This is a genomic window from Alkalibacillus salilacus, from assembly GCF_030812915.1.
Lineage (GTDB): Bacteria > Bacillota > Bacilli > Bacillales > Alkalibacillaceae > Alkalibacillus > Alkalibacillus salilacus.
Map to the genome: position 1 here is coordinate 19483 of NZ_JAUSTQ010000014.1, position 17183 is coordinate 36665.

The 17183-nt window shown below is 42.0% G+C and carries 19 protein-coding genes; 18 read left to right on the top strand and 1 reads right to left on the bottom strand.

Features of this window, described 5'->3' with window-relative positions; all coding sequences use genetic code 11:
• Positions 1 to 227: 227 nt before the first annotated feature.
• The 11 genes from rpoE to prmC all read left to right on the top strand — a co-directional run bounded on the left by rpoE (position 228) and on the right by prmC (position 11491).
• Positions 228 to 704, top strand: a complete 477-nt coding sequence (gene rpoE / locus J2S77_RS12750; protein WP_306977937.1) for a DNA-directed RNA polymerase subunit delta — start codon at positions 228 to 230, stop codon at positions 702 to 704.
• Positions 705 to 883: 179 nt separating this feature from the next.
• Positions 884 to 2476 (top strand): CTP synthase, encoded by a 1593-nt coding sequence (gene pyrG, locus J2S77_RS12755; RefSeq protein ID WP_306977939.1) that lies wholly within the window; start codon positions 884 to 886, stop codon positions 2474 to 2476.
• Positions 2477 to 2570: 94 nt separating this feature from the next.
• Positions 2571 to 2930, top strand: coding sequence for a response regulator (locus J2S77_RS12760; RefSeq protein WP_306977941.1), 360 nt, complete (start codon positions 2571 to 2573; stop codon positions 2928 to 2930).
• Positions 2931 to 3173: 243 nt separating this feature from the next.
• A complete protein-coding gene (fsa, locus tag J2S77_RS12765; protein ID WP_306977943.1) occupies positions 3174 to 3821 on the top strand; it encodes a fructose-6-phosphate aldolase in 648 nt (215 codons plus the stop codon).
• Between the two features lie 64 nt (positions 3822 to 3885).
• Positions 3886 to 5172 (top strand): UDP-N-acetylglucosamine 1-carboxyvinyltransferase, encoded by a 1287-nt coding sequence (murA, locus tag J2S77_RS12770; RefSeq protein ID WP_306977944.1) that lies wholly within the window; start codon positions 3886 to 3888, stop codon positions 5170 to 5172.
• Positions 5173 to 5211: 39 nt separating this feature from the next.
• Entirely contained in the window at positions 5212 to 6180 is a 969-nt protein-coding gene (gene glpX / locus J2S77_RS12775) for a class II fructose-bisphosphatase (RefSeq protein ID WP_306977946.1), read from the top strand.
• A gap of 528 nt (positions 6181 to 6708) precedes the next feature.
• Complete coding sequence (gene rho, locus J2S77_RS12780) at positions 6709 to 7971, top strand: transcription termination factor Rho (RefSeq protein WP_306977998.1); 1263 nt, start codon at positions 6709 to 6711, stop codon at positions 7969 to 7971.
• 138 nt (positions 7972 to 8109) lie between these two features.
• Positions 8110 to 8355 carry a type B 50S ribosomal protein L31 gene (locus J2S77_RS12785; RefSeq protein ID WP_306977949.1) on the top strand — a complete coding sequence of 82 codons (246 nt, stop codon included), beginning with the start codon at positions 8110 to 8112 and terminating at the stop codon, positions 8353 to 8355.
• A 446-nt stretch (positions 8356 to 8801) separates the two neighbouring features.
• On the top strand, positions 8802 to 9425 hold the full coding sequence (locus J2S77_RS12790) for a thymidine kinase (RefSeq protein ID WP_306978000.1): 624 nt from the start codon (positions 8802 to 8804) through the stop codon (positions 9423 to 9425).
• Between the two features lie 151 nt (positions 9426 to 9576).
• Positions 9577 to 10647: a peptide chain release factor 1 gene (gene prfA / locus J2S77_RS12795; protein ID WP_306977950.1), complete on the top strand. Its 1071-nt coding sequence runs from the start codon at positions 9577 to 9579 to the stop codon at positions 10645 to 10647.
• A 1-nt stretch (position 10648) separates the two neighbouring features.
• Positions 10649 to 11491, top strand: coding sequence for a peptide chain release factor N(5)-glutamine methyltransferase (prmC, locus tag J2S77_RS12800; protein ID WP_306977952.1), 843 nt, complete (start codon positions 10649 to 10651; stop codon positions 11489 to 11491).
• A gap of 164 nt (positions 11492 to 11655) precedes the next feature.
• On the opposite strand, the gene J2S77_RS12805 is transcribed toward prmC, so the two are convergent.
• Positions 11656 to 12201 carry a GNAT family N-acetyltransferase gene (locus J2S77_RS12805; RefSeq protein WP_306977953.1) on the bottom strand — a complete coding sequence of 182 codons (546 nt, stop codon included), beginning with the start codon at positions 12199 to 12201 and terminating at the stop codon, positions 11656 to 11658.
• Between the two features lie 358 nt (positions 12202 to 12559).
• Here J2S77_RS12805 and spoIIR point away from each other — a divergent pair, with 358 nt between their 5' ends.
• The 7 genes from spoIIR (at position 12560) to J2S77_RS12840 (ending at position 17171) form a co-directional block, all read left to right on the top strand.
• On the top strand, positions 12560 to 13162 hold the full coding sequence (gene spoIIR / locus J2S77_RS12810) for a stage II sporulation protein R (RefSeq protein ID WP_306977955.1): 603 nt from the start codon (positions 12560 to 12562) through the stop codon (positions 13160 to 13162).
• Between the two features lie 51 nt (positions 13163 to 13213).
• The gene (locus tag J2S77_RS12815; protein WP_306977957.1) at positions 13214 to 13630 is read left to right on the top strand and encodes a hypothetical protein; all 417 of its coding nucleotides are present in this window, start codon (positions 13214 to 13216) and stop codon (positions 13628 to 13630) included.
• Between the two features lie 69 nt (positions 13631 to 13699).
• Complete coding sequence (locus tag J2S77_RS12820; protein ID WP_306977959.1) at positions 13700 to 14722, top strand: L-threonylcarbamoyladenylate synthase; 1023 nt, start codon at positions 13700 to 13702, stop codon at positions 14720 to 14722.
• 83 nt (positions 14723 to 14805) lie between these two features.
• On the top strand, positions 14806 to 15348 hold the full coding sequence (locus J2S77_RS12825; protein WP_306978001.1) for a manganese efflux pump MntP: 543 nt from the start codon (positions 14806 to 14808) through the stop codon (positions 15346 to 15348).
• Positions 15349 to 15419: 71 nt separating this feature from the next.
• Positions 15420 to 15860, top strand: coding sequence for a low molecular weight protein arginine phosphatase (locus J2S77_RS12830; RefSeq protein WP_306977961.1), 441 nt, complete (start codon positions 15420 to 15422; stop codon positions 15858 to 15860).
• Entirely contained in the window at positions 15857 to 16297 is a 441-nt protein-coding gene (gene rpiB / locus J2S77_RS12835; RefSeq protein ID WP_306977963.1) for a ribose 5-phosphate isomerase B, read from the top strand. The genes J2S77_RS12830 and rpiB overlap by 4 nt, the downstream gene beginning before the upstream one ends.
• A 328-nt stretch (positions 16298 to 16625) precedes the next feature.
• Positions 16626 to 17171, top strand: a complete 546-nt coding sequence (locus J2S77_RS12840) for a TIGR01440 family protein (protein ID WP_306977965.1) — start codon at positions 16626 to 16628, stop codon at positions 17169 to 17171.
• The last annotated feature ends 12 nt before the right edge of the window (positions 17172 to 17183 follow it).

Genomic DNA, 17183 nt, shown 5'->3' on the forward strand with positions numbered 1-17183 from the left:
CGGTAACGGCGCCTTTAAAATTTTATCGGCGCCCTCGGAAATATAACGGCGCCTCAGCAAATATATCGGCGTTCGCTGAAATACAACGGCTGGCGCCGAAAACTTTCCACAGCCAATACTCCATATCAATCATTATAATTTGTTCTTGAATTGACGATGATATATGATATTCTGTAAACTAGGAAAGTAGCTAAAGTTACTGCTAACTGGATAAAGGAGTGCTGGTTGTGAGCTTAGAAAAGTATACACAAGAAGAAATTCAAGAAATGTCGATGATTGATATTGCTTATGAAATCATGCTTGGCGATCATCAAGCGAAAAATTTCCAAGATATGTACCAGCTTGTTGCTGAAGCGAAAGAGTTCAGTCAGAAAGAAAAAGAACAATACATTTCACAGTTTTATACCGACCTTAATATTGACGGTCGTTTCCTATCAGTCGGTTCCAATCTATGGGGCTTAAAGCATTGGTACCCGTTTGATCAAACGGTAGAAGATGCGTTTGTTGCTGAGGAGAAACCGAAGAAGAAGCAGAAGAAAAAGAAAAAAGATAAAGCAGAAGAACCAGCAGCTGAAGATGAAACCCTGCTTGAAGATGATATTGACACATCGGGTGAGGAGTCTGAATCAGAAGAACTCTTTGAAGATGAAGTCGATGATCTCGAGAAGAACTTAGATAAAGGCGACGAAGAAGAAGACTTATAAAGTATGCTTGACTTTCCCTTAGTTCAGGCGTATTATTCTATGTGGGCTCTCTAAAAAACGTAATTAAAGCTCCCGAAATTAGTTTCGGGAGCTTTTTTTGTTTTTATAGACGAATTTGAAACTAAACTCCAATTAATTAACACATCATAAATGGAAATACAGAAAGTGAGGCTGTGAACATGACGAAGTATATTTTTGTTACGGGCGGAGTTGTTTCTTCATTAGGAAAAGGGATTACCGCTGCATCATTAGGCCGTTTGCTCAAAAACCGAGGATTAAATGTCACGATTCAGAAGTTTGATCCGTATTTAAACGTGGATCCTGGAACAATGAGTCCATATCAACATGGTGAAGTATTTGTGACTGAGGATGGGGCTGAGACGGACCTTGATCTTGGGCATTATGAACGTTTTATTGATATTAATTTAAATAAATACTCCAATATCACCACGGGTAAAGTATATTCGACAGTTATTCGAAAAGAACGTCGGGGTGATTATTTAGGCGGAACAGTCCAAGTGATTCCGCATATTACGAATGAAATTAAGGATAAAGTTTATCAAGCTGGAAATGAAACGAATGCAGATGTCGTTATTACAGAGATCGGCGGGACAGTCGGCGATATTGAAAGTTTGCCGTTCCTAGAAGCGATTCGTCAGTTAAAGAGTGATGTCGGGCGTGACAATGTCATGTATATTCACTGTACTTTAGTGCCGTATTTAGAAGCAGCAGGTGAAATGAAAACGAAGCCGACCCAGCACTCTGTCAAAGAATTGCGCTCACTTGGGATCCAGCCAGATGTAGTCGTGCTTAGAACTGAATTGGCGATTAGCCAGAGTATGAAAGATAAAATCGCTCTCTTTTGCGATATCAATGAGAAAGCAGTAATTGAAGCGCGTAACTGTGAAGTCCTATATGAAGTCGCGCTTGAAATGCAACAGCAAGGCTTAGATGATTTAGCTTGTCAGCACTTCGGATTATCAACTCCTGCAGCGGATATGACGGAATGGCATGAGCTGATCGACCGTGTGAAAAATTTATCGAAAACGACGACAATCGCGCTTGTCGGCAAATACGTCCAATTACAAGATGCGTATATTTCCGTAGTCGAAGCCTTGAAACATAGCGGTTTTGCGTTTGATTCAGATATTAAAGTCAAATGGGTAAGCTCAGAAACCTTAACAAGAGACAATGTTGATGCTGAATTAAGCGATGTAGACGGCATACTCGTCCCAGGTGGATTCGGTGATCGTGCGATTGATGGCAAAATCGAAGCGATTCGTTATGCACGCGAAGAAAAGATTCCTTTCTTGGGTATATGTCTCGGCATGCAGCTCGCGACGGTTGAATATGCGCGTAACGTTTTAGGTTTAGAAGGCGCACACTCTGCAGAGATTGATCCTTCAACACCACATCCAGTCATTGACCTATTACCTGAACAGAAGGAAGTAGAAGATTTAGGTGGTACACTGCGTCTTGGTGTTTATGCATGCCGCTTGCAAGAAGATACATTTGCGTATGAGGCGTATCAGGATGAAATTGTTTACGAACGTCATCGTCACCGTTACGAGTTTAATAATACGTACCGCGAACAAATGGAAGCAGCTGGATTTAAATTCTCTGGTTTAAGCCCAGATGGTCGTCTAGCAGAAATTATTGAAATCAGTGATCACCCTTGGTTTGTCGCGTCACAATTCCACCCAGAATTCAAATCAAGACCGACACGACCACAGCCATTATTCAAGAAATTTGTCGAGCATTGCGTAAATTGAGCTAATTGTGTACAAAATTGTGAAATGGATTGATTTTCCTATTACAATCATGTAAAGTGAGATTGAAGAAGTCGAACTGGAAACAGGTGATGGTATGGGAAAGTATCAAGCTGTTGTCGTAGATGACGAAGAAGCTATTGCAACATTAATGGCTGCTTTTTTAAAACAAGAAGGGCTAGAGGTTAAACAGTTTACAAACTGTCACGAAGCATTAGAGGCGATGAAAGATATTCGGACAGACCTTTACTTTGTTGATTATTTATTACCTTCAATGAAAGGTGATCAATTTATGGCGAAACTTCGAGATGAAGGTGAAACAGCACCCGCGATTCTAATGACAGGCATGGGAAGAGGCCATTTGGAACAAGAAACAGCTGAGTTTTTTCAAGACGTATTGGAAAAGCCGTTCACATTAGAGGACGTCTCACAAGTCGTGCACTATTTTTTAAAATAACTAAAAAGCCCTGAAGTTATCTTGCGAAAAATCGACACACTTGGTATTCTAGTAAGAGAATAGATGTAGAATAACATTAGGGGAGGAAACCGTCGTGTCCACACTATTATCTAAGGTTAGTCACAACTCACGAGTAGATGTAGACGGTTTTCTGACGATAGACATGTGATGAAATTGGCTGACTCAGCACGACTGGGTTAGCCTTTTCGTGTATCAACAGATATTAAAAGGAGACGGATTGACATGAAATTTTTTATTGATACAGCGAATTTAGATGAAATTAAAGAAGCAAATGCATTAGGCATTTTATCAGGTGTCACAACAAACCCTTCACTTGTTGCAAAGGAAGGTGTGTCTTTTCACGACCGATTAAAAGAAATTACGCAAGAAGTGACGGAAGGATCTGTTAGTGCTGAGGTGATTTCTGAAGACGCAGAAGGTATGCTGAAAGAAGCAGAAGAACTGGTCAAGATTGCTCCGAATATCACGGTGAAATTACCGATGACATTAGAAGGCCTAAAAGCGTGTAAAGCGTTAACAGATATTGGAGTCAAAACTAACGTAACACTTGTTTTCTCTGCGAACCAAGCACTACTCGCTGCACGTGCAGGCGCAACTTATGTGTCACCTTTCTTAGGGCGCCTGGATGATATGGGGCAAAATGGCCTACATTTAATTAACGAGATCGCAACGATTTTTGATACACATGGTATTGATACAGAGATTATTGCAGCAAGCGTACGCCATTCGATGCACGTTTCAGAAGCAGCGATTAATGGCGCGCATATTGCAACGGTTCCATTTAAAGTCATTCAGCAACTAGTTAAACATCCATTAACTGACCAAGGCATTGAAAAATTCTTAAATGATTGGGAGCAAGCGAATAAATAATTCATCATAAGCTAGGGTACGCTAACAGTTAAAGGATGAATGAACCTAATAAGGAGCATGGCATATGGATAAATTGCTAATTGAAGGCGGCCATCAATTAAACGGTGAAGTGCGGGTTAGCGGGGCTAAAAATAGTGCGGTAGCTTTGTTGCCAGCGACTATTTTAGCTGAATCTGAGGTCACCATTGAAGGCCTTCCGAATATTTCCGACATTCAAATATTAAAAGAATTATTACGCGACATCGGCGGTGACGTGGAACAAAACGGTGAGGATATCACGATTGATCCGACGCATATGGTCTCAATGCCTTTACCGAACGGACGTGTGAAGAAGTTACGTGCCTCTTATTACTTCATGGGTGCAATGCTTGGCCGTTTTAAGAAGGCTGTGATTGGTTTGCCTGGTGGTTGCAATTTAGGTCCACGTCCGATTGACCAGCATATTAAAGGATTTGAAGCCTTAGGTGCTCAAGTAACGAATGAACAAGGTGCTATTTATTTGCAAGCTGATGAACTAATCGGTGCGAAAATATATTTAGACGTTGTTAGTGTTGGTGCCACGATTAATATTATGCTAGCGGCCGTTAGAGCAAAAGGAAAGACGACGATCGAAAATGCGGCCAAAGAGCCAGAAATTATCGATGTAGCTACATTATTAAATAGTATGGGTGCCAATATTAAAGGTGCTGGGACTGACGTGATTCGGATTGAAGGCGTCGATGAGTTAAAAGGATGCCAGCACACGATTATCCCAGACCGGATTGAAGCGGGGACTTATACGATTTTGGCTGCTTCAAAAGGTGAAGAAGTAACCATTGATAATGTCATCCCGACTCACCTCGAATCGTTAACGGCTAAATTACGTGAAATGGGCGTTGAAATCGAAGAAGGAACAGATTATCTCGTCGTCCGCGGTAACCGGAAATTAAATAGTGTCGATATTAAAACACTCGTCTATCCAGGTTTCCCAACTGATTTGCAACAACCTTTTACATCGTTGTTAACCCAGGCGCACGGAACGAGTATTGTGACCGACACCATTTATCAAGCGCGGTTTAAGCATATTGATGAATTGAGACGGATGAATGCGAATATTAAAGTTGAAAGCAATTCTGCTGTCATATCTGGACAATCCCCACTTGAAGGTGCGAAAGTTAAAGCGAGTGATTTGCGTGCTGGTGCGGCCTTAGTTATCGCGGGATTAATGGCAGATGGCGTAACTGAAGTCGTAGGCCTTGATCATATTGAAAGAGGTTACGACCAAATTACAGAAAAACTTAAAAGCCTCGGAGCTGTTGTATGGCGCGAGCAAATGTCTGAAGAAGATAAAAAGTTGTTCCAAAATGCGTGAAACGTTGACTAGAGCATTTTAAAAAGGGGAGTCATAACCATGGAAAGAAGTTTATCGATGGAAGTTGTTCGTGTGACTGAAGCGGCTGCGCTAGCGTCTGCTCGTTGGATGGGACGTGGTGAGAAAGAAGAAGCTGATGGCGCTGCAACAGAAGCGATGCGAACGGTCTTCGATACCGTTCCGATGCAAGGAACTGTCGTGATCGGCGAAGGGGAAAAAGACGAAGCACCGATGCTATACATAGGCGAAGAAGTAGGACAAGGCCAAGGACCTGAAGTCGATATTGCTGTTGACCCTGTTGAGGGAACGAATATTGTCGCACTTGGTACTTGGAATGCATTGTGTGTTGTAGGCATTGCTGACCGTGGCGAGTTACTCCATGCACCAGATATGTATATGGAGAAAATCGCAGTCGGACCTGAAGCAGTTGGAAAAGTTGATTTAAACGCTTCAACAGCTGATAACTTGAAAGCTGTCGCTGATGCAAAAGGAAAAGACGTTGAAGACGTGGTTGTTGTCGTTTTAAATCGACCACGCCATGACCAATTGATTCAAGAAATTCGTGAAGCAGGTGCTCGAATTAAACTGATTCCTGATGGTGACGTAGCAGCTTCTATTAATGCTGCCTTTGACCATACAGGTGTGGATATGTTGATGGGGACAGGTGGTGCCCCAGAAGGTGTGTTATCTGCAATTGGTTTAATGTGTTTAGGTGGCGAAATTCAAGGCCGTTTAAAACCAGTTGATGATGAACAAACAGAACGCTGCCGAGGTATGGGTATTGAAGATGTCAACCGCGTCTTAACGATGAAAGACCTATGCGGTGGCGACGATGCCATTTTCGCTGCGACTGGTATTACGGACGGAGAACTCTTACAAGGCGTGCAATTCAAAGGCGATAAAGCAACAACAGAAACAGTTGTTATGCGCGCCAAATCAGGCACAGTCCGCTTCATCGACGGCACTCATAGTTTAGCTAAGAAACCTGATTTAGTGATGAAAGATTAATAACTACACAAAGTGGCTGGTACAGAGGCTTATTTGTTTTACAAATGACGAATGTTAGAAAACAACGTTAGTTAAGTAGTTATAAAGCGGAATCAAAATGCGAAGACTCCTGGTCGACTAAAAGCGGTCACGTCCTGTGACCAACGCCGACATTAGACCGTCCGGGTCGTCACGGGAACAGCACGAGACTCAAGACCCCGCAGGAAGTGCTTTTCTTCCGAGGAGGCTTGAGCCGTGCCCGCGGAAAGCGGAGCGTTTTGATGGAGCGTCATTCAAGCAGAAGGCCCGAACGGTTAATTTTTATTATAATTGTTCGGGTTTTACTTTGCCTTATAAGGTATTGTCTCAAGCTCTTCCTTTTTACACCAACCGAACACCTTGCCTAAAACGTAAAAACACGATACAATATAACAGTTATACCTCATATAACTATTTCTTCTCACATATAATTGACAACCCAAACAAACTTATTTCCAAATATAAACAAATAAAATTTCATAAAAGTGTGGTGTTTTTGTGTCAAATCATATGACAATCGCACAATTAGAAACGAAAAATTTAAAAGAACTGTACGAGCTAGCTCGTGAATTCGGCGTTTCTTATTATGCGAAACTAAACAAAAAGGAATTAATTTTTGCGATCCTAAAAGCGCAAACTGAACAAGACGGTAAACTGTTTGTTGACGGCGTCTTAGAGATTATCCAGTCAGAAGGCTTTGGTTTCTTACGTCCGATTAACTATGCGCCAAGCCCAGAAGACATTTATATCTCCGCTTCACAAATTCGCCGTTTTGACTTAAGAAATGGTGATCTTGTTTCAGGTAAAGCTCGCCCGCCGAAAGAAAACGAACGTTACTTCGGCTTACTACATGTCGATGCGGTAAATGGGGACAATCCTGAAAGCGCCAAAGAACGGATTCACTTCCCGGGCTTAACGGCTTTATACCCAGATCGTAAAATGAATCTCGAGACAAAATCGAACGTTTTAGCAACCCGAATTATGGACATGATGGCGCCCGTCGGTTTTGGCCAGCGTGGACTAATCGTTGCGCCACCTAAAGCAGGTAAAACGATGATTTTAAAACAAGTAGCCAATAGCATTAAACAAAATCATCCCGACTCAAAATTAATTATCTTGCTGATCGATGAACGTCCGGAAGAAGTGACGGATATTGAACGGTCAGTTGATGAAGACGTCGATGTCGTCAGTTCGACCTTCGATGAAGTGCCCGAAAATCATATTAAAGTGTCCGAGCTTGTATTAGACCGCGCGATGCGTTTAGTCGAGCATAAACAAGACGTGATTATTTTAATGGACAGTATTACACGCTTAGCCCGTGCGTATAACTTAGTGATTCCACCAAGTGGTCGGACGTTATCTGGTGGTATCGACCCTGCTTCATTCCACCGTCCAAAGCGTTTCTTCGGTGCGGCTCGTAATATTGAAGAAGGCGGTAGTTTGACTGTACTAGCAACTGCATTAGTCGATACAGGCTCACGCATGGATGACGTCATTTATGAAGAATTTAAAGGAACAGGCAATATGGAATTACATCTTGATCGTCGTATGGCTGAACGCCGCATCTTCCCGGCGATTGACGTGCTTAAATCAGGTACCCGCAAAGAAGAGCTCCTTTTATCAAAAGAACATCTTGATAAGACATGGGCGATTCGAAAAACGATGCAAGATCAACATGATTTCTTAGACCGCTTCTTACGTCGTCTACGTAACTCGAAGAATAACGACGAATTCTTTAAGATTATGGATGATGAAATGAAAGGTAAACAATAAGAATTGATTGGAGACCTTGCAATCTAAAACCTGAGTTGATATAATCTCTCTGTATGACTTGGAAGTTAACAATCGGTTAACGAACGGTTTAAATCAACTCTGTTTCCACAGGATTCAGGGCAAGAAGGAGTGTTAAGCATGAGACAAGATATCCATCCGGAATATCGTCAGGTTGTATTTTTAGATACAAGCTCTGATTTCAAATTTCTAAGTGGTTCAACACTAGAATCTGATGAAACGATTGAATGGGAAGACGGTAATGAGTACCCATTAATTCGTGTTGAAATCAGTTCAGCTTCCCATCCGTTCTACACTGGTAAGCAAAAAGCCGACAAAGTTGGTGGCCGTGTAGACCGCTTCAAGAAGAAATACAACTTGTCATAATAACAAAGATTCAATTAAAGGAGCTGACCGTATCTTTCAGCTAAACACCATACGAGATGATCTAACAAACTTTATTTCACCGTGTGGACATTTAGCCAAGACGGTCAGCTTTTTTATTTTGTTTTGAAGAATAATATATTGTTTATGCATTATTAGTAAAATACCTAGTTGTTGAATTGTGAGAAGCGAAGGTGGCGACTCCTGTGGGAACAGCACGAGTCTCGAGACCCCGCAGGCCACGTCTTTTGGCCGAGGAGACTCGAGCCGTGCCCACGGAAAGCGTCCACCGAAAGCGGATCACAATATCAACAACGTACTAGGGTAAACTTTTTATTCAGTGAAATAGCAATCATATTTCGGCAGTCAGCGACAAGGTTGGCCGCCCTTTTTAATCATCATCTTGCGAAAAATGTAAAAGTTTGTATAAATGAGGTGCGAAAATCATGATGTATGTAATGAAACACAGTGGCTGGCTTGAAGTCATTTGTGGCAGTATGTTTTCCGGTAAATCAGAAGAGTTAATCCGCCGCGTGCGCCGAGCGACATACGGCAATTTGAATGTACGCGTATTTAAACCAGCAATCGATAATCGCTATGATGACGAATCAATCGTTTCTCACAACGGCAATTCGATTATCGCTCGACCAATTGATGATGTCCAAGATATTTACGATAATATCGACGACAGTGTGGATATGGTCGGGATCGATGAAGTGCAATTTTTTGATAATCAAGTGATTGAAGTCGCTCAGTACTTAGCAGATCAAGGTGTACGCGTCATAGTGGCTGGATTAGATCAAGATTTCCGCGGCGAACCATTTGGTGCACTACCGCAACTTCTTGCGATGGCAGAAAACGTAACGAAATTAAATGCGATTTGCCCTTACTGTGGTTCTCCAGCAAGTCGGACTCAACGCTTAATTGATGGGAAACCCGCATCTTATGATGATCCGGTTATTTTAGTCGGTGCATCTGAATCGTACGAGCCTCGTTGTCGTCATCATCACGAAGTGCCGAATCACCCTCGTTCAGCCAACGATCAGCTTAAAACACGCTCGTCACAAAATTAAATCTGACGCTTGAAAACCAGTCTTGATTGAAGTCAATCTCGACTGGTTTTCAATTGTTATTCGAAAAACGGTGTAATGGACGAAATTTTTTCATATTCTATGGTATGATATAATGTGGAATAATTAACGAAATGTTAGAGGTGGACGTCGTATGCTCGAAAAATTACAACATATCGAGGATCGTTATAATCAACTGACGGATTTATTGATGGATCCTGAAGTCATTAACGATTCTAATAAGCTACGTAAATATTCAAAAGAACAGGCCGATATTCAACCAATCGTTGAAAAATACCGGAAATATAAAGATCTCCAACAACAAATCGCAGATGCCAAAACAATGATCTCAGAAGAATCAGATAAAGATGTCATTGATATGGCAAAAGAAGAATTAGAAGAATTAGAACCACAAGTAGAACCAATGGAAGAAGAGCTTAAGTTCTTATTGATTCCGAAAGATCCAAACGATGATAAGAACGTCATCATGGAAATTCGCGGTGCTGCTGGTGGTGACGAGGCTGCTTTATTTGCCGGCGACTTGTACCGCTTGTATTCACGTTATGCGGAATCACAAGGTTGGCGCATTGAAGTGATTGAGTCTCACGAAGCTGAAGTTGGCGGCTTTAAAGAAATTATTTTTATGATTAACGGAACAGGGGCATTTTCTCGTTTCAAATTTGAAAACGGTGCTCACCGCGTTCAGCGTGTTCCTGATACGGAATCTGGCGGCCGAATTCATACATCAACATCGACTGTTGCTGTTTTACCAGAAGCAGAAGAAGTTGAGGTTAATATTCAGGATAATGATATCCGCGTCGACACATTTACTTCAAGTGGTCCAGGTGGTCAAAGTGTTAATACGACGATGTCAGCCGTCCGTTTAACACATGAGCCGACTGGTGTTGTGGTGTCATGTCAGGACGAAAAATCACAAATTAAAAACAAAGAAAAAGCCATGAAAGTTCTTCGTGCGCGTATTTATGAGATGGAGCAAGCGAAGGCGCAAGAAGAATATGATGAAAACCGTAAATCAGCGGTCGGTACAGGTGACCGTTCAGAACGCATCCGTACGTACAATTACCCACAAAACCGAGTAACAGACCATCGCATTAACTTAACGATTAATAAATTAGATCAAGTGATGGAAGGAAAAATCGATGAAATTATCGATTCCCTTCTCATTCAAGAACAAACAGAGAAATTAGAAGAACTTGGTGAGTAATATGACTTTTAATACGGTGCAAGAAGCCCGAGTTTGGGCTTCTTCTTTTTTAGAGCAGCATGATCGTGAACCGCGTGTTGGCGAGTTGTTGTTACGGTATTTGTTGGGGGTTAGTCATAGTCAGTGGCTAGCAATGGGTCGTGATTCACTTGATCAAGGTTTGGCTGACACCTTTGTTGCTTGGATTCATGAGCATGCAGAAACAGGCAAGCCTATAGAACATTTCACGAAAGAAGTGGACTTTTTTGATGATACGTTTTATGTAGATGAGCGTGTCTTAATCCCTCGCCCAGAAACAGAAGAGTTAGTGTTAGCTGTTTTAAATGAATTAGACGACGGTGAGATGGTCGTTGATGTCGGGACAGGAAGTGGAGTTATCGCCCTTTCGTTAAAAGGTCGATTGAAGGACGCAACGGTAATCGGAACGGATTTGTCAGAAGATGCGTTGGCTGTAGCGCGTTCAAATGGTGAGCAACTAGAGCGAGATGTTTTGTGGAAGTCGGGTGATTTTTTGAGGCCTGTGTTGGATGAGGGGATTACGCCTGATGTCATTGTGTCGAATCCGCCTTATATCCCGCATGCTGAACGTGATTCGTTATCGGAAACTGTTTCGCTACATGACCCAGCTGAAGCATTATTTGCTGAAAAGAATGGACTCGCTTCTTATGACACGATCATGAAGCAAGTTATGCAATTTGATACTAGGCCGAAATTAATCGCCTTTGAAATTGGCTATGACCAAGGCGAAAGCGTCCCTGACTTGATCCAATCCTATGATCCTGCAGCAAACGTTCGAGTGCTACAAGATATAAACGGAAAAGATCGTATTGTTTTATGGAATTGATTAAAAAGAGAGCGCATTCCCTATTTGAAAGGGGATGCGCTCTCTTAATTTTTGAATAAACTGCTAAATTGTGAGACAATCCATCTCAATTATGAGACAATCCTACTTAATTATGAGACAATCCATCCCAATTATGAGACAATCCCAACTCATTATTTAATAAACTAAGTGGCGAGCCATTCGTCTTGGAGCATGCCATAAACCGTATGGTCGACGACGCCACTGCTTAAGCGTTCAACGGCGCGTAATGTTCCTTCCTCTGTAAAGCCAAGTCGTTCAGGGATTGCGCGACTTCTTGTGTTCCCGCTCGCTGCACGGATTTCCACTTTATTCATATTAAGTTGGTCGAATGCGTGTGCCATTAAGGTGGATGTCGCTTTCGTCATGATACCGAAGCCTTGATAAGACTCTGCTAACCAGTAGCCAATATGCGCAACGCCATTTTTCCAATCCAATAAATTATAACCAACGACACCCGCGATATGCCCTCGGAACACGATCACAGCATTCATCCCTTTGCTGTCGGCATAAAGCTGTTTAGAGGCTTTAATATACTGAGCAGTATCCTCAGGTTTAGTCGTTTGATCAACCCAAGCCAACCATTCCCTCAAATGTTCACGATTGTTATCGGTTAAAGCAAAAAGCTCCCCCAAATCGCTATCGTCAACTAATTTTAAATAAAGCTCATCATCGATTGTGTATGTAAACATTGAAACCCCTCCTCTTATAATATGAGATGACTATTTTTGATCGGCTCAATTAATGAAGTATTTGAGCGCAAGTTAAATTAAATGTGCGGCAATTAAAATAAATGAGCGATTTCCTACCAGAATAGTGCGCCTAACAAAATAAATGAGCGCCATTCGAAATAATCGGGCGACTTCAAAAATAAATGAGCGACCTTCACTATTAATTGTGCGACTCCGACTCCAACCCCGCCCCAATATGAGCGACCCTCTTAATCATCCTAATCAATTTTCAATCATTCTACCATAAATCTAGATGTATATCTTCAAGAAATCTCGGAAATGATGAGATTACAAGATTACGAGAAAGGGTTGAGTGGGGATGCGAGTTATTATTTTAATATTAATTGGACTTATATTGATGCCGATATTTTGGGTAGATGCAGTGGCTGAGGAAGAATCGGAATCTGAATTTGTGGTGATTCCAGATGAAGCGATTAGACTTCGGATTTTAGCTGATTCAAATAGTGAAAAGGATCAAGCAGAGAAACGCATGATCCGAGATGAGGTAAATGAACAAATTACGGAGTGGGTCGAAACACTAACTTCAATAGACGAAGCGCGAGCAACTATTAAACAAAACTTACCAGAAATCGAAGCGATTGTGGACCAAAATACAGACGACTCCTTTTCAGTAGAATTTGGAGAGGTGATGTTTCCTGATAAAGTTTACGACCGTTTTGTTTATCCTGCAGGTGAATATGAAGCCATTTTAATCACGATTGGAGAAGGTGAAGGCGATAATTGGTGGTGTGTCTTGTTTCCACCGTTATGCTTTGTAGAGTTTTCTGATGGTGGTGCGGTTTTAGAGCATGATGAAGATGAGGAAGTTGAACAAAAAGAATCCGAGCCCAATGAAGAAGAGAAGCGGGAAACCGCATTTTTCATCTGGGAATGGTTAAAAAATCTATTTAATTGGGCATAATTTGTGAGAACGTCTCATAGCTTAATAGAAAAAGGCGAGGAGGCGTTCGAAATGATGACAATTGAACCGATCCAAGATGTATCTGAAGACGTATTAAATCATTTTTTTACTGAGGAACAAAAGCCAACCCACCAATGGGAGTGGGATTATGGTTATCTAACGTTAATTGATAATGAAGCGATAGCTTTCTTCGTATTAGATCCTGTTAGTCAAGAAGATGCTTGGCTGAGACGTCTGTGGGTAAAAGGTGGCTCCAATCCAGCGCTGATGTTGATGATGTTTGAATGGATTGGGGATTATGCTGTTAAAGCTAATTTTCATAACCTTTACACGCACCTCGATGATCCGAGTAAGCAAGTGTTACTAGAAATGAATCAATTTAAACCATCTGTCGAGGCGCCTGTTGAAAATAAAGAGAAGCGCGGTCATTGGTATGTGAAATCTTTAAACGTTCAAACCACGTCATGACGATTGCACTTTCGGCGCATTCCTTCCATAATATAAACTAGCGATGGACGAGAGAAAAGGAGTACGACGATGGAAACAAAACATTGGACAAGTCATGATGAACTTAATAATCAGGCGATACAAGAAGCGGCTGATCGTTTAAAACAAGGTGAAACTATTGCGTTTCCAACTGAAACGGTTTACGGCTTAGGAGCAGATGCGACGAATGATCAAGCTGTTTCGCAAATTTTTCAAGCAAAAGGTCGCCCAGCTGATAATCCGCTCATTGCGCATGTTGGCTCGAGCGATTTAATATATGATTATGTGACGGACGTATCAAAGGATGCTCAAGCTTTAATTAAAGCGTTTTGGCCAGGGCCTTTAACACTCATTTTACCTGCTAAGTCGAAACTTGCAGAAAAAGTAACAGCTGGTTTGACGACAGTTGGTTTTCGCATGCCGGATCATCCCGTTGCTTTGGCGTTGCTTCAGGCAGCAAACATACCAGTTGCGGCCCCGAGCGCCAATCGTTCTGGAAAACCGAGTCCAACTGCGGCTGACCATGTATTGCATGATTTAGACGGAAAAATCCATGGTGTATTAGATGGTGGAACGACCGGCGTTGGCGTTGAATCAACAGTTATTGATATGACACTCGATCCGCCGATGATTTTGCGACCAGGCGGTGTGACACAGACGGAAATTGAAGCCGTAATTGGCCCCGTCAACCTAGCCCCCTCTTTACAAGCAGAGGATGATGCACCACGTTCTCCGGGCATGAAGTATAAACATTATGCGCCTGACTGTCCGATTTGGATTGTAAAGGGTGGAGCCGAGCGCATGAAACAAGTGACTCATGACTTACAACAACAAGGCAAACGAATTGGCTTTATGGTTAGTGATGAGCGCGCGATAGAGTTGGATCAAGATCACATATATAGACTTGGATCACAAAAAGATTTACTAGCCATCACGCGTCATTTATACGACCGCCTACGTCAGATTGATGACTCAGATTATGAGATTATTCTGGCTGAAGCATTCCCGAAAGAAGGAATCGGCGAAGCTTTAATGAATCGACTTGAAAAAGCAGCGAGCGAAACAATTGAATGATTCATCACACGCGTTCTTCTAAACAGAGATAGACGAGCATAGATTAAACTAGAATGCTCGACGTTTAGGAGGATCCGCGTGTGATGTTTTTTTATGAGAGTGTAGTTCCTTATGTGTTAATAGCTTTTGCAATCGGAATGGATGCATTTTCCGTCAGTTTAACTGTTGGCATGACGCACAGACGTTTAAGATGGTGGCTGTACTTTGTTGTGCTTGTCGGGGCATTTCACGTGATGATGCCCTTGGCTGGTATTGGATTCGGTGAATTTTTGTCGGAACAGTTTGGTCAAATGGCTCAGGTCATTGGCGGTTGGATGCTTGTAGTGATTGGCATCCAAATGGTAATCTCAACGTTTTGGCAACATGATCTGAACAAGTCTTTATCCGTTTTTGGCTTAATGGTACTTGCCTTTACGGTTAGTTTAGATAGCTTTTCAGTAGGCGTATCGATCGGAATGATTGGTGCACATGTTTTTGTAATCGCGGTTATGTTTGGTCTTGTGAGTATGGTGTTAAGTTGGTTCGGCTTAATGTTAGCACGTCATAGTCGGAAATGGTTTGGTGTTTACTCTGAAGCGTTCGGTGGGCTCGTCCTGACAGTTTTAGGTTTACAGATGGTGTGGTAAATGACATGACAAAGCACGCGTTTTCAAGTAAAATAGAATTGATGTTAAGTAGGAGTCAGGAGGGAAGCGCGTTGCATCGTGTATTATTTGTTTGTACAGGCAACACGTGTCGCAGTCCAATGGCTGAGGCGATTATGAAAGAGAAATATCCAGAAATTGATGTACAATCAGCCGGCATGATGGCGTCACATGGTCAACATGCCAATGGCAAAGCAGTCGAAGCAATGGACGGAAGAGGCATGATTCAAGAACATATATCACAGCCTGTTACCCGTGAATTATTAAGTTGGGCTGATCTAGTTTTAACCATGACAAGCCAACATAAAGAAGCGTTAAAACTAGAGTACACGCACTTTGATGATAAGTTGTTTACGTTAAAAGAATTCCTCGATGAGCCCGAACATGATATTGCTGATCCAATTGGGTTTGATATTGAAACATATGAAAACACACGCGAACAATTAGAATACTATATTGATTTATTAGTACAAAAAATGGAGGAAGAAACATGAGAGTCATTTTAGCATCAGACCACGGCGGTCAAAATTTACGTGAAGACATTGCGAATCTATTAGAAGAAATGAATGTTGAATTTGAAGATATAGGTTGCGACTGTGAAGGATCCGTTGATTATCCTGATTACGGGATTCCAGCAGCTGAGCGCGTAGCAAGTGGCGAATTCGATTACGGCATCGTCATTTGCGGGACAGGCATTGGCATGTCCATTTCAGCAAATAAAGTAAAAGGTGCGCGTTGTGCCCTTGTCCACGACGTCTTTAGCGCAAAAGCAACCCGTCAACATAATGACGCCAATATTCTTGCGATGGGCGAGCGCGTCATTGGCCCAGGCCTAGCACGCGAGATCGTGACCACGTTCTTATCAGAATCCTATGAAGGCGGTCGTCATGCGAATCGTGTTGAAAAAATGATGGCATACGAAAACCAATAATGGATGAGAAATCGAGGCGCTCTGATGAGTGCCTCGATTTTTTGTCCTCTGAACTTATTAAATTAATCCGCTAATTTTTGAAATAACTAGGTTGAATTATGAGATAAACCCACCCAATAATGAGATAACTTCAAAAATCCAAGCCAACTCGCTGAAGTATTTAAATAAATAAGCTCATTTATGAAATAACAACACGAAGTTATCTCATAAATTCAAGCAAAAATCTAATAAATGAATGGCTAACATAGTCGAATAAAAAACATATACCTATTCAGAATTTTTTGTTATACTTTGAAGTAGAAGAGTGCTCAGGTGAGGAGGGATTCGCATGACATTAGAGACGTTTAAATCCGACGTAAAATCTGTGATGGATGAATGGCGACAATCCTATACAGTTAGACCTGGCAAGATCATGATTATCGGTTGTTCGACCAGTGAAATTAAAGGTGAAGCAATCGGTTCAGCTGGAAGCTCAGACTTCGCTGAAATTTTGTTCAAAGAACTGAAAGCGTTTCAACAAGATACGGGCGTTCATATTGTTTTTCAATGTTGTGAGCACCTAAACCGTGCGATCGTATTAGAACGATCGCTACAACAAACGCTTGGGATTCCCGAAGTAAGTGCCGTCCCTCATGCGAAGGCAGGAGGCTCCATGGCTACTTATGCTTACCATCATATGGACGAGCCTGTTTTAATCGAATCGATCCAAGCCGACCTAGGCATGGACATCGGTGACACTTTGATCGGAATGCATTTGAAACCCGTCGCTGTCCCGATTAGATTTCCTATTAAAACGCTTGGCGACGCCCATGTGACGTACGCTTATACACGGCCGAAATTAATCGGCGGTGAACGTGCGATTTATCACGCGTAATCTATGTCAGCA

Coding starts and splice junctions, on each gene's coding strand:
- J2S77_RS12790 (WP_306978000.1), top strand. CDS start 8,802: ATGTATGTAATGAAACACAGTGGCTGGCTTGAAGTCATTTGTGGCAGT.
- J2S77_RS12760 (WP_306977941.1), top strand. CDS start 2,571: ATGGGAAAGTATCAAGCTGTTGTCGTAGATGACGAAGAAGCTATTGCA.
- spoIIR (WP_306977955.1), top strand. CDS start 12,560: ATGCGAGTTATTATTTTAATATTAATTGGACTTATATTGATGCCGATA.
- fsa (WP_306977943.1), top strand. CDS start 3,174: ATGAAATTTTTTATTGATACAGCGAATTTAGATGAAATTAAAGAAGCA.
- glpX (WP_306977946.1), top strand. CDS start 5,212: ATGGAAAGAAGTTTATCGATGGAAGTTGTTCGTGTGACTGAAGCGGCT.
- J2S77_RS12815 (WP_306977957.1), top strand. CDS start 13,214: ATGATGACAATTGAACCGATCCAAGATGTATCTGAAGACGTATTAAAT.
- rpiB (WP_306977963.1), top strand. CDS start 15,857: ATGAGAGTCATTTTAGCATCAGACCACGGCGGTCAAAATTTACGTGAA.
- rho (WP_306977998.1), top strand. CDS start 6,709: ATGACAATCGCACAATTAGAAACGAAAAATTTAAAAGAACTGTACGAG.
- pyrG (WP_306977939.1), top strand. CDS start 884: ATGACGAAGTATATTTTTGTTACGGGCGGAGTTGTTTCTTCATTAGGA.
- J2S77_RS12805 (WP_306977953.1), bottom strand. CDS start 12,201: ATGTTTACATACACAATCGATGATGAGCTTTATTTAAAATTAGTTGAC.
- prmC (WP_306977952.1), top strand. CDS start 10,649: ATGACTTTTAATACGGTGCAAGAAGCCCGAGTTTGGGCTTCTTCTTTT.
- J2S77_RS12820 (WP_306977959.1), top strand. CDS start 13,700: ATGGAAACAAAACATTGGACAAGTCATGATGAACTTAATAATCAGGCG.
- J2S77_RS12785 (WP_306977949.1), top strand. CDS start 8,110: ATGAGACAAGATATCCATCCGGAATATCGTCAGGTTGTATTTTTAGAT.
- prfA (WP_306977950.1), top strand. CDS start 9,577: ATGCTCGAAAAATTACAACATATCGAGGATCGTTATAATCAACTGACG.
- murA (WP_306977944.1), top strand. CDS start 3,886: ATGGATAAATTGCTAATTGAAGGCGGCCATCAATTAAACGGTGAAGTG.
- J2S77_RS12840 (WP_306977965.1), top strand. CDS start 16,626: ATGACATTAGAGACGTTTAAATCCGACGTAAAATCTGTGATGGATGAA.
- J2S77_RS12825 (WP_306978001.1), top strand. CDS start 14,806: ATGTTTTTTTATGAGAGTGTAGTTCCTTATGTGTTAATAGCTTTTGCA.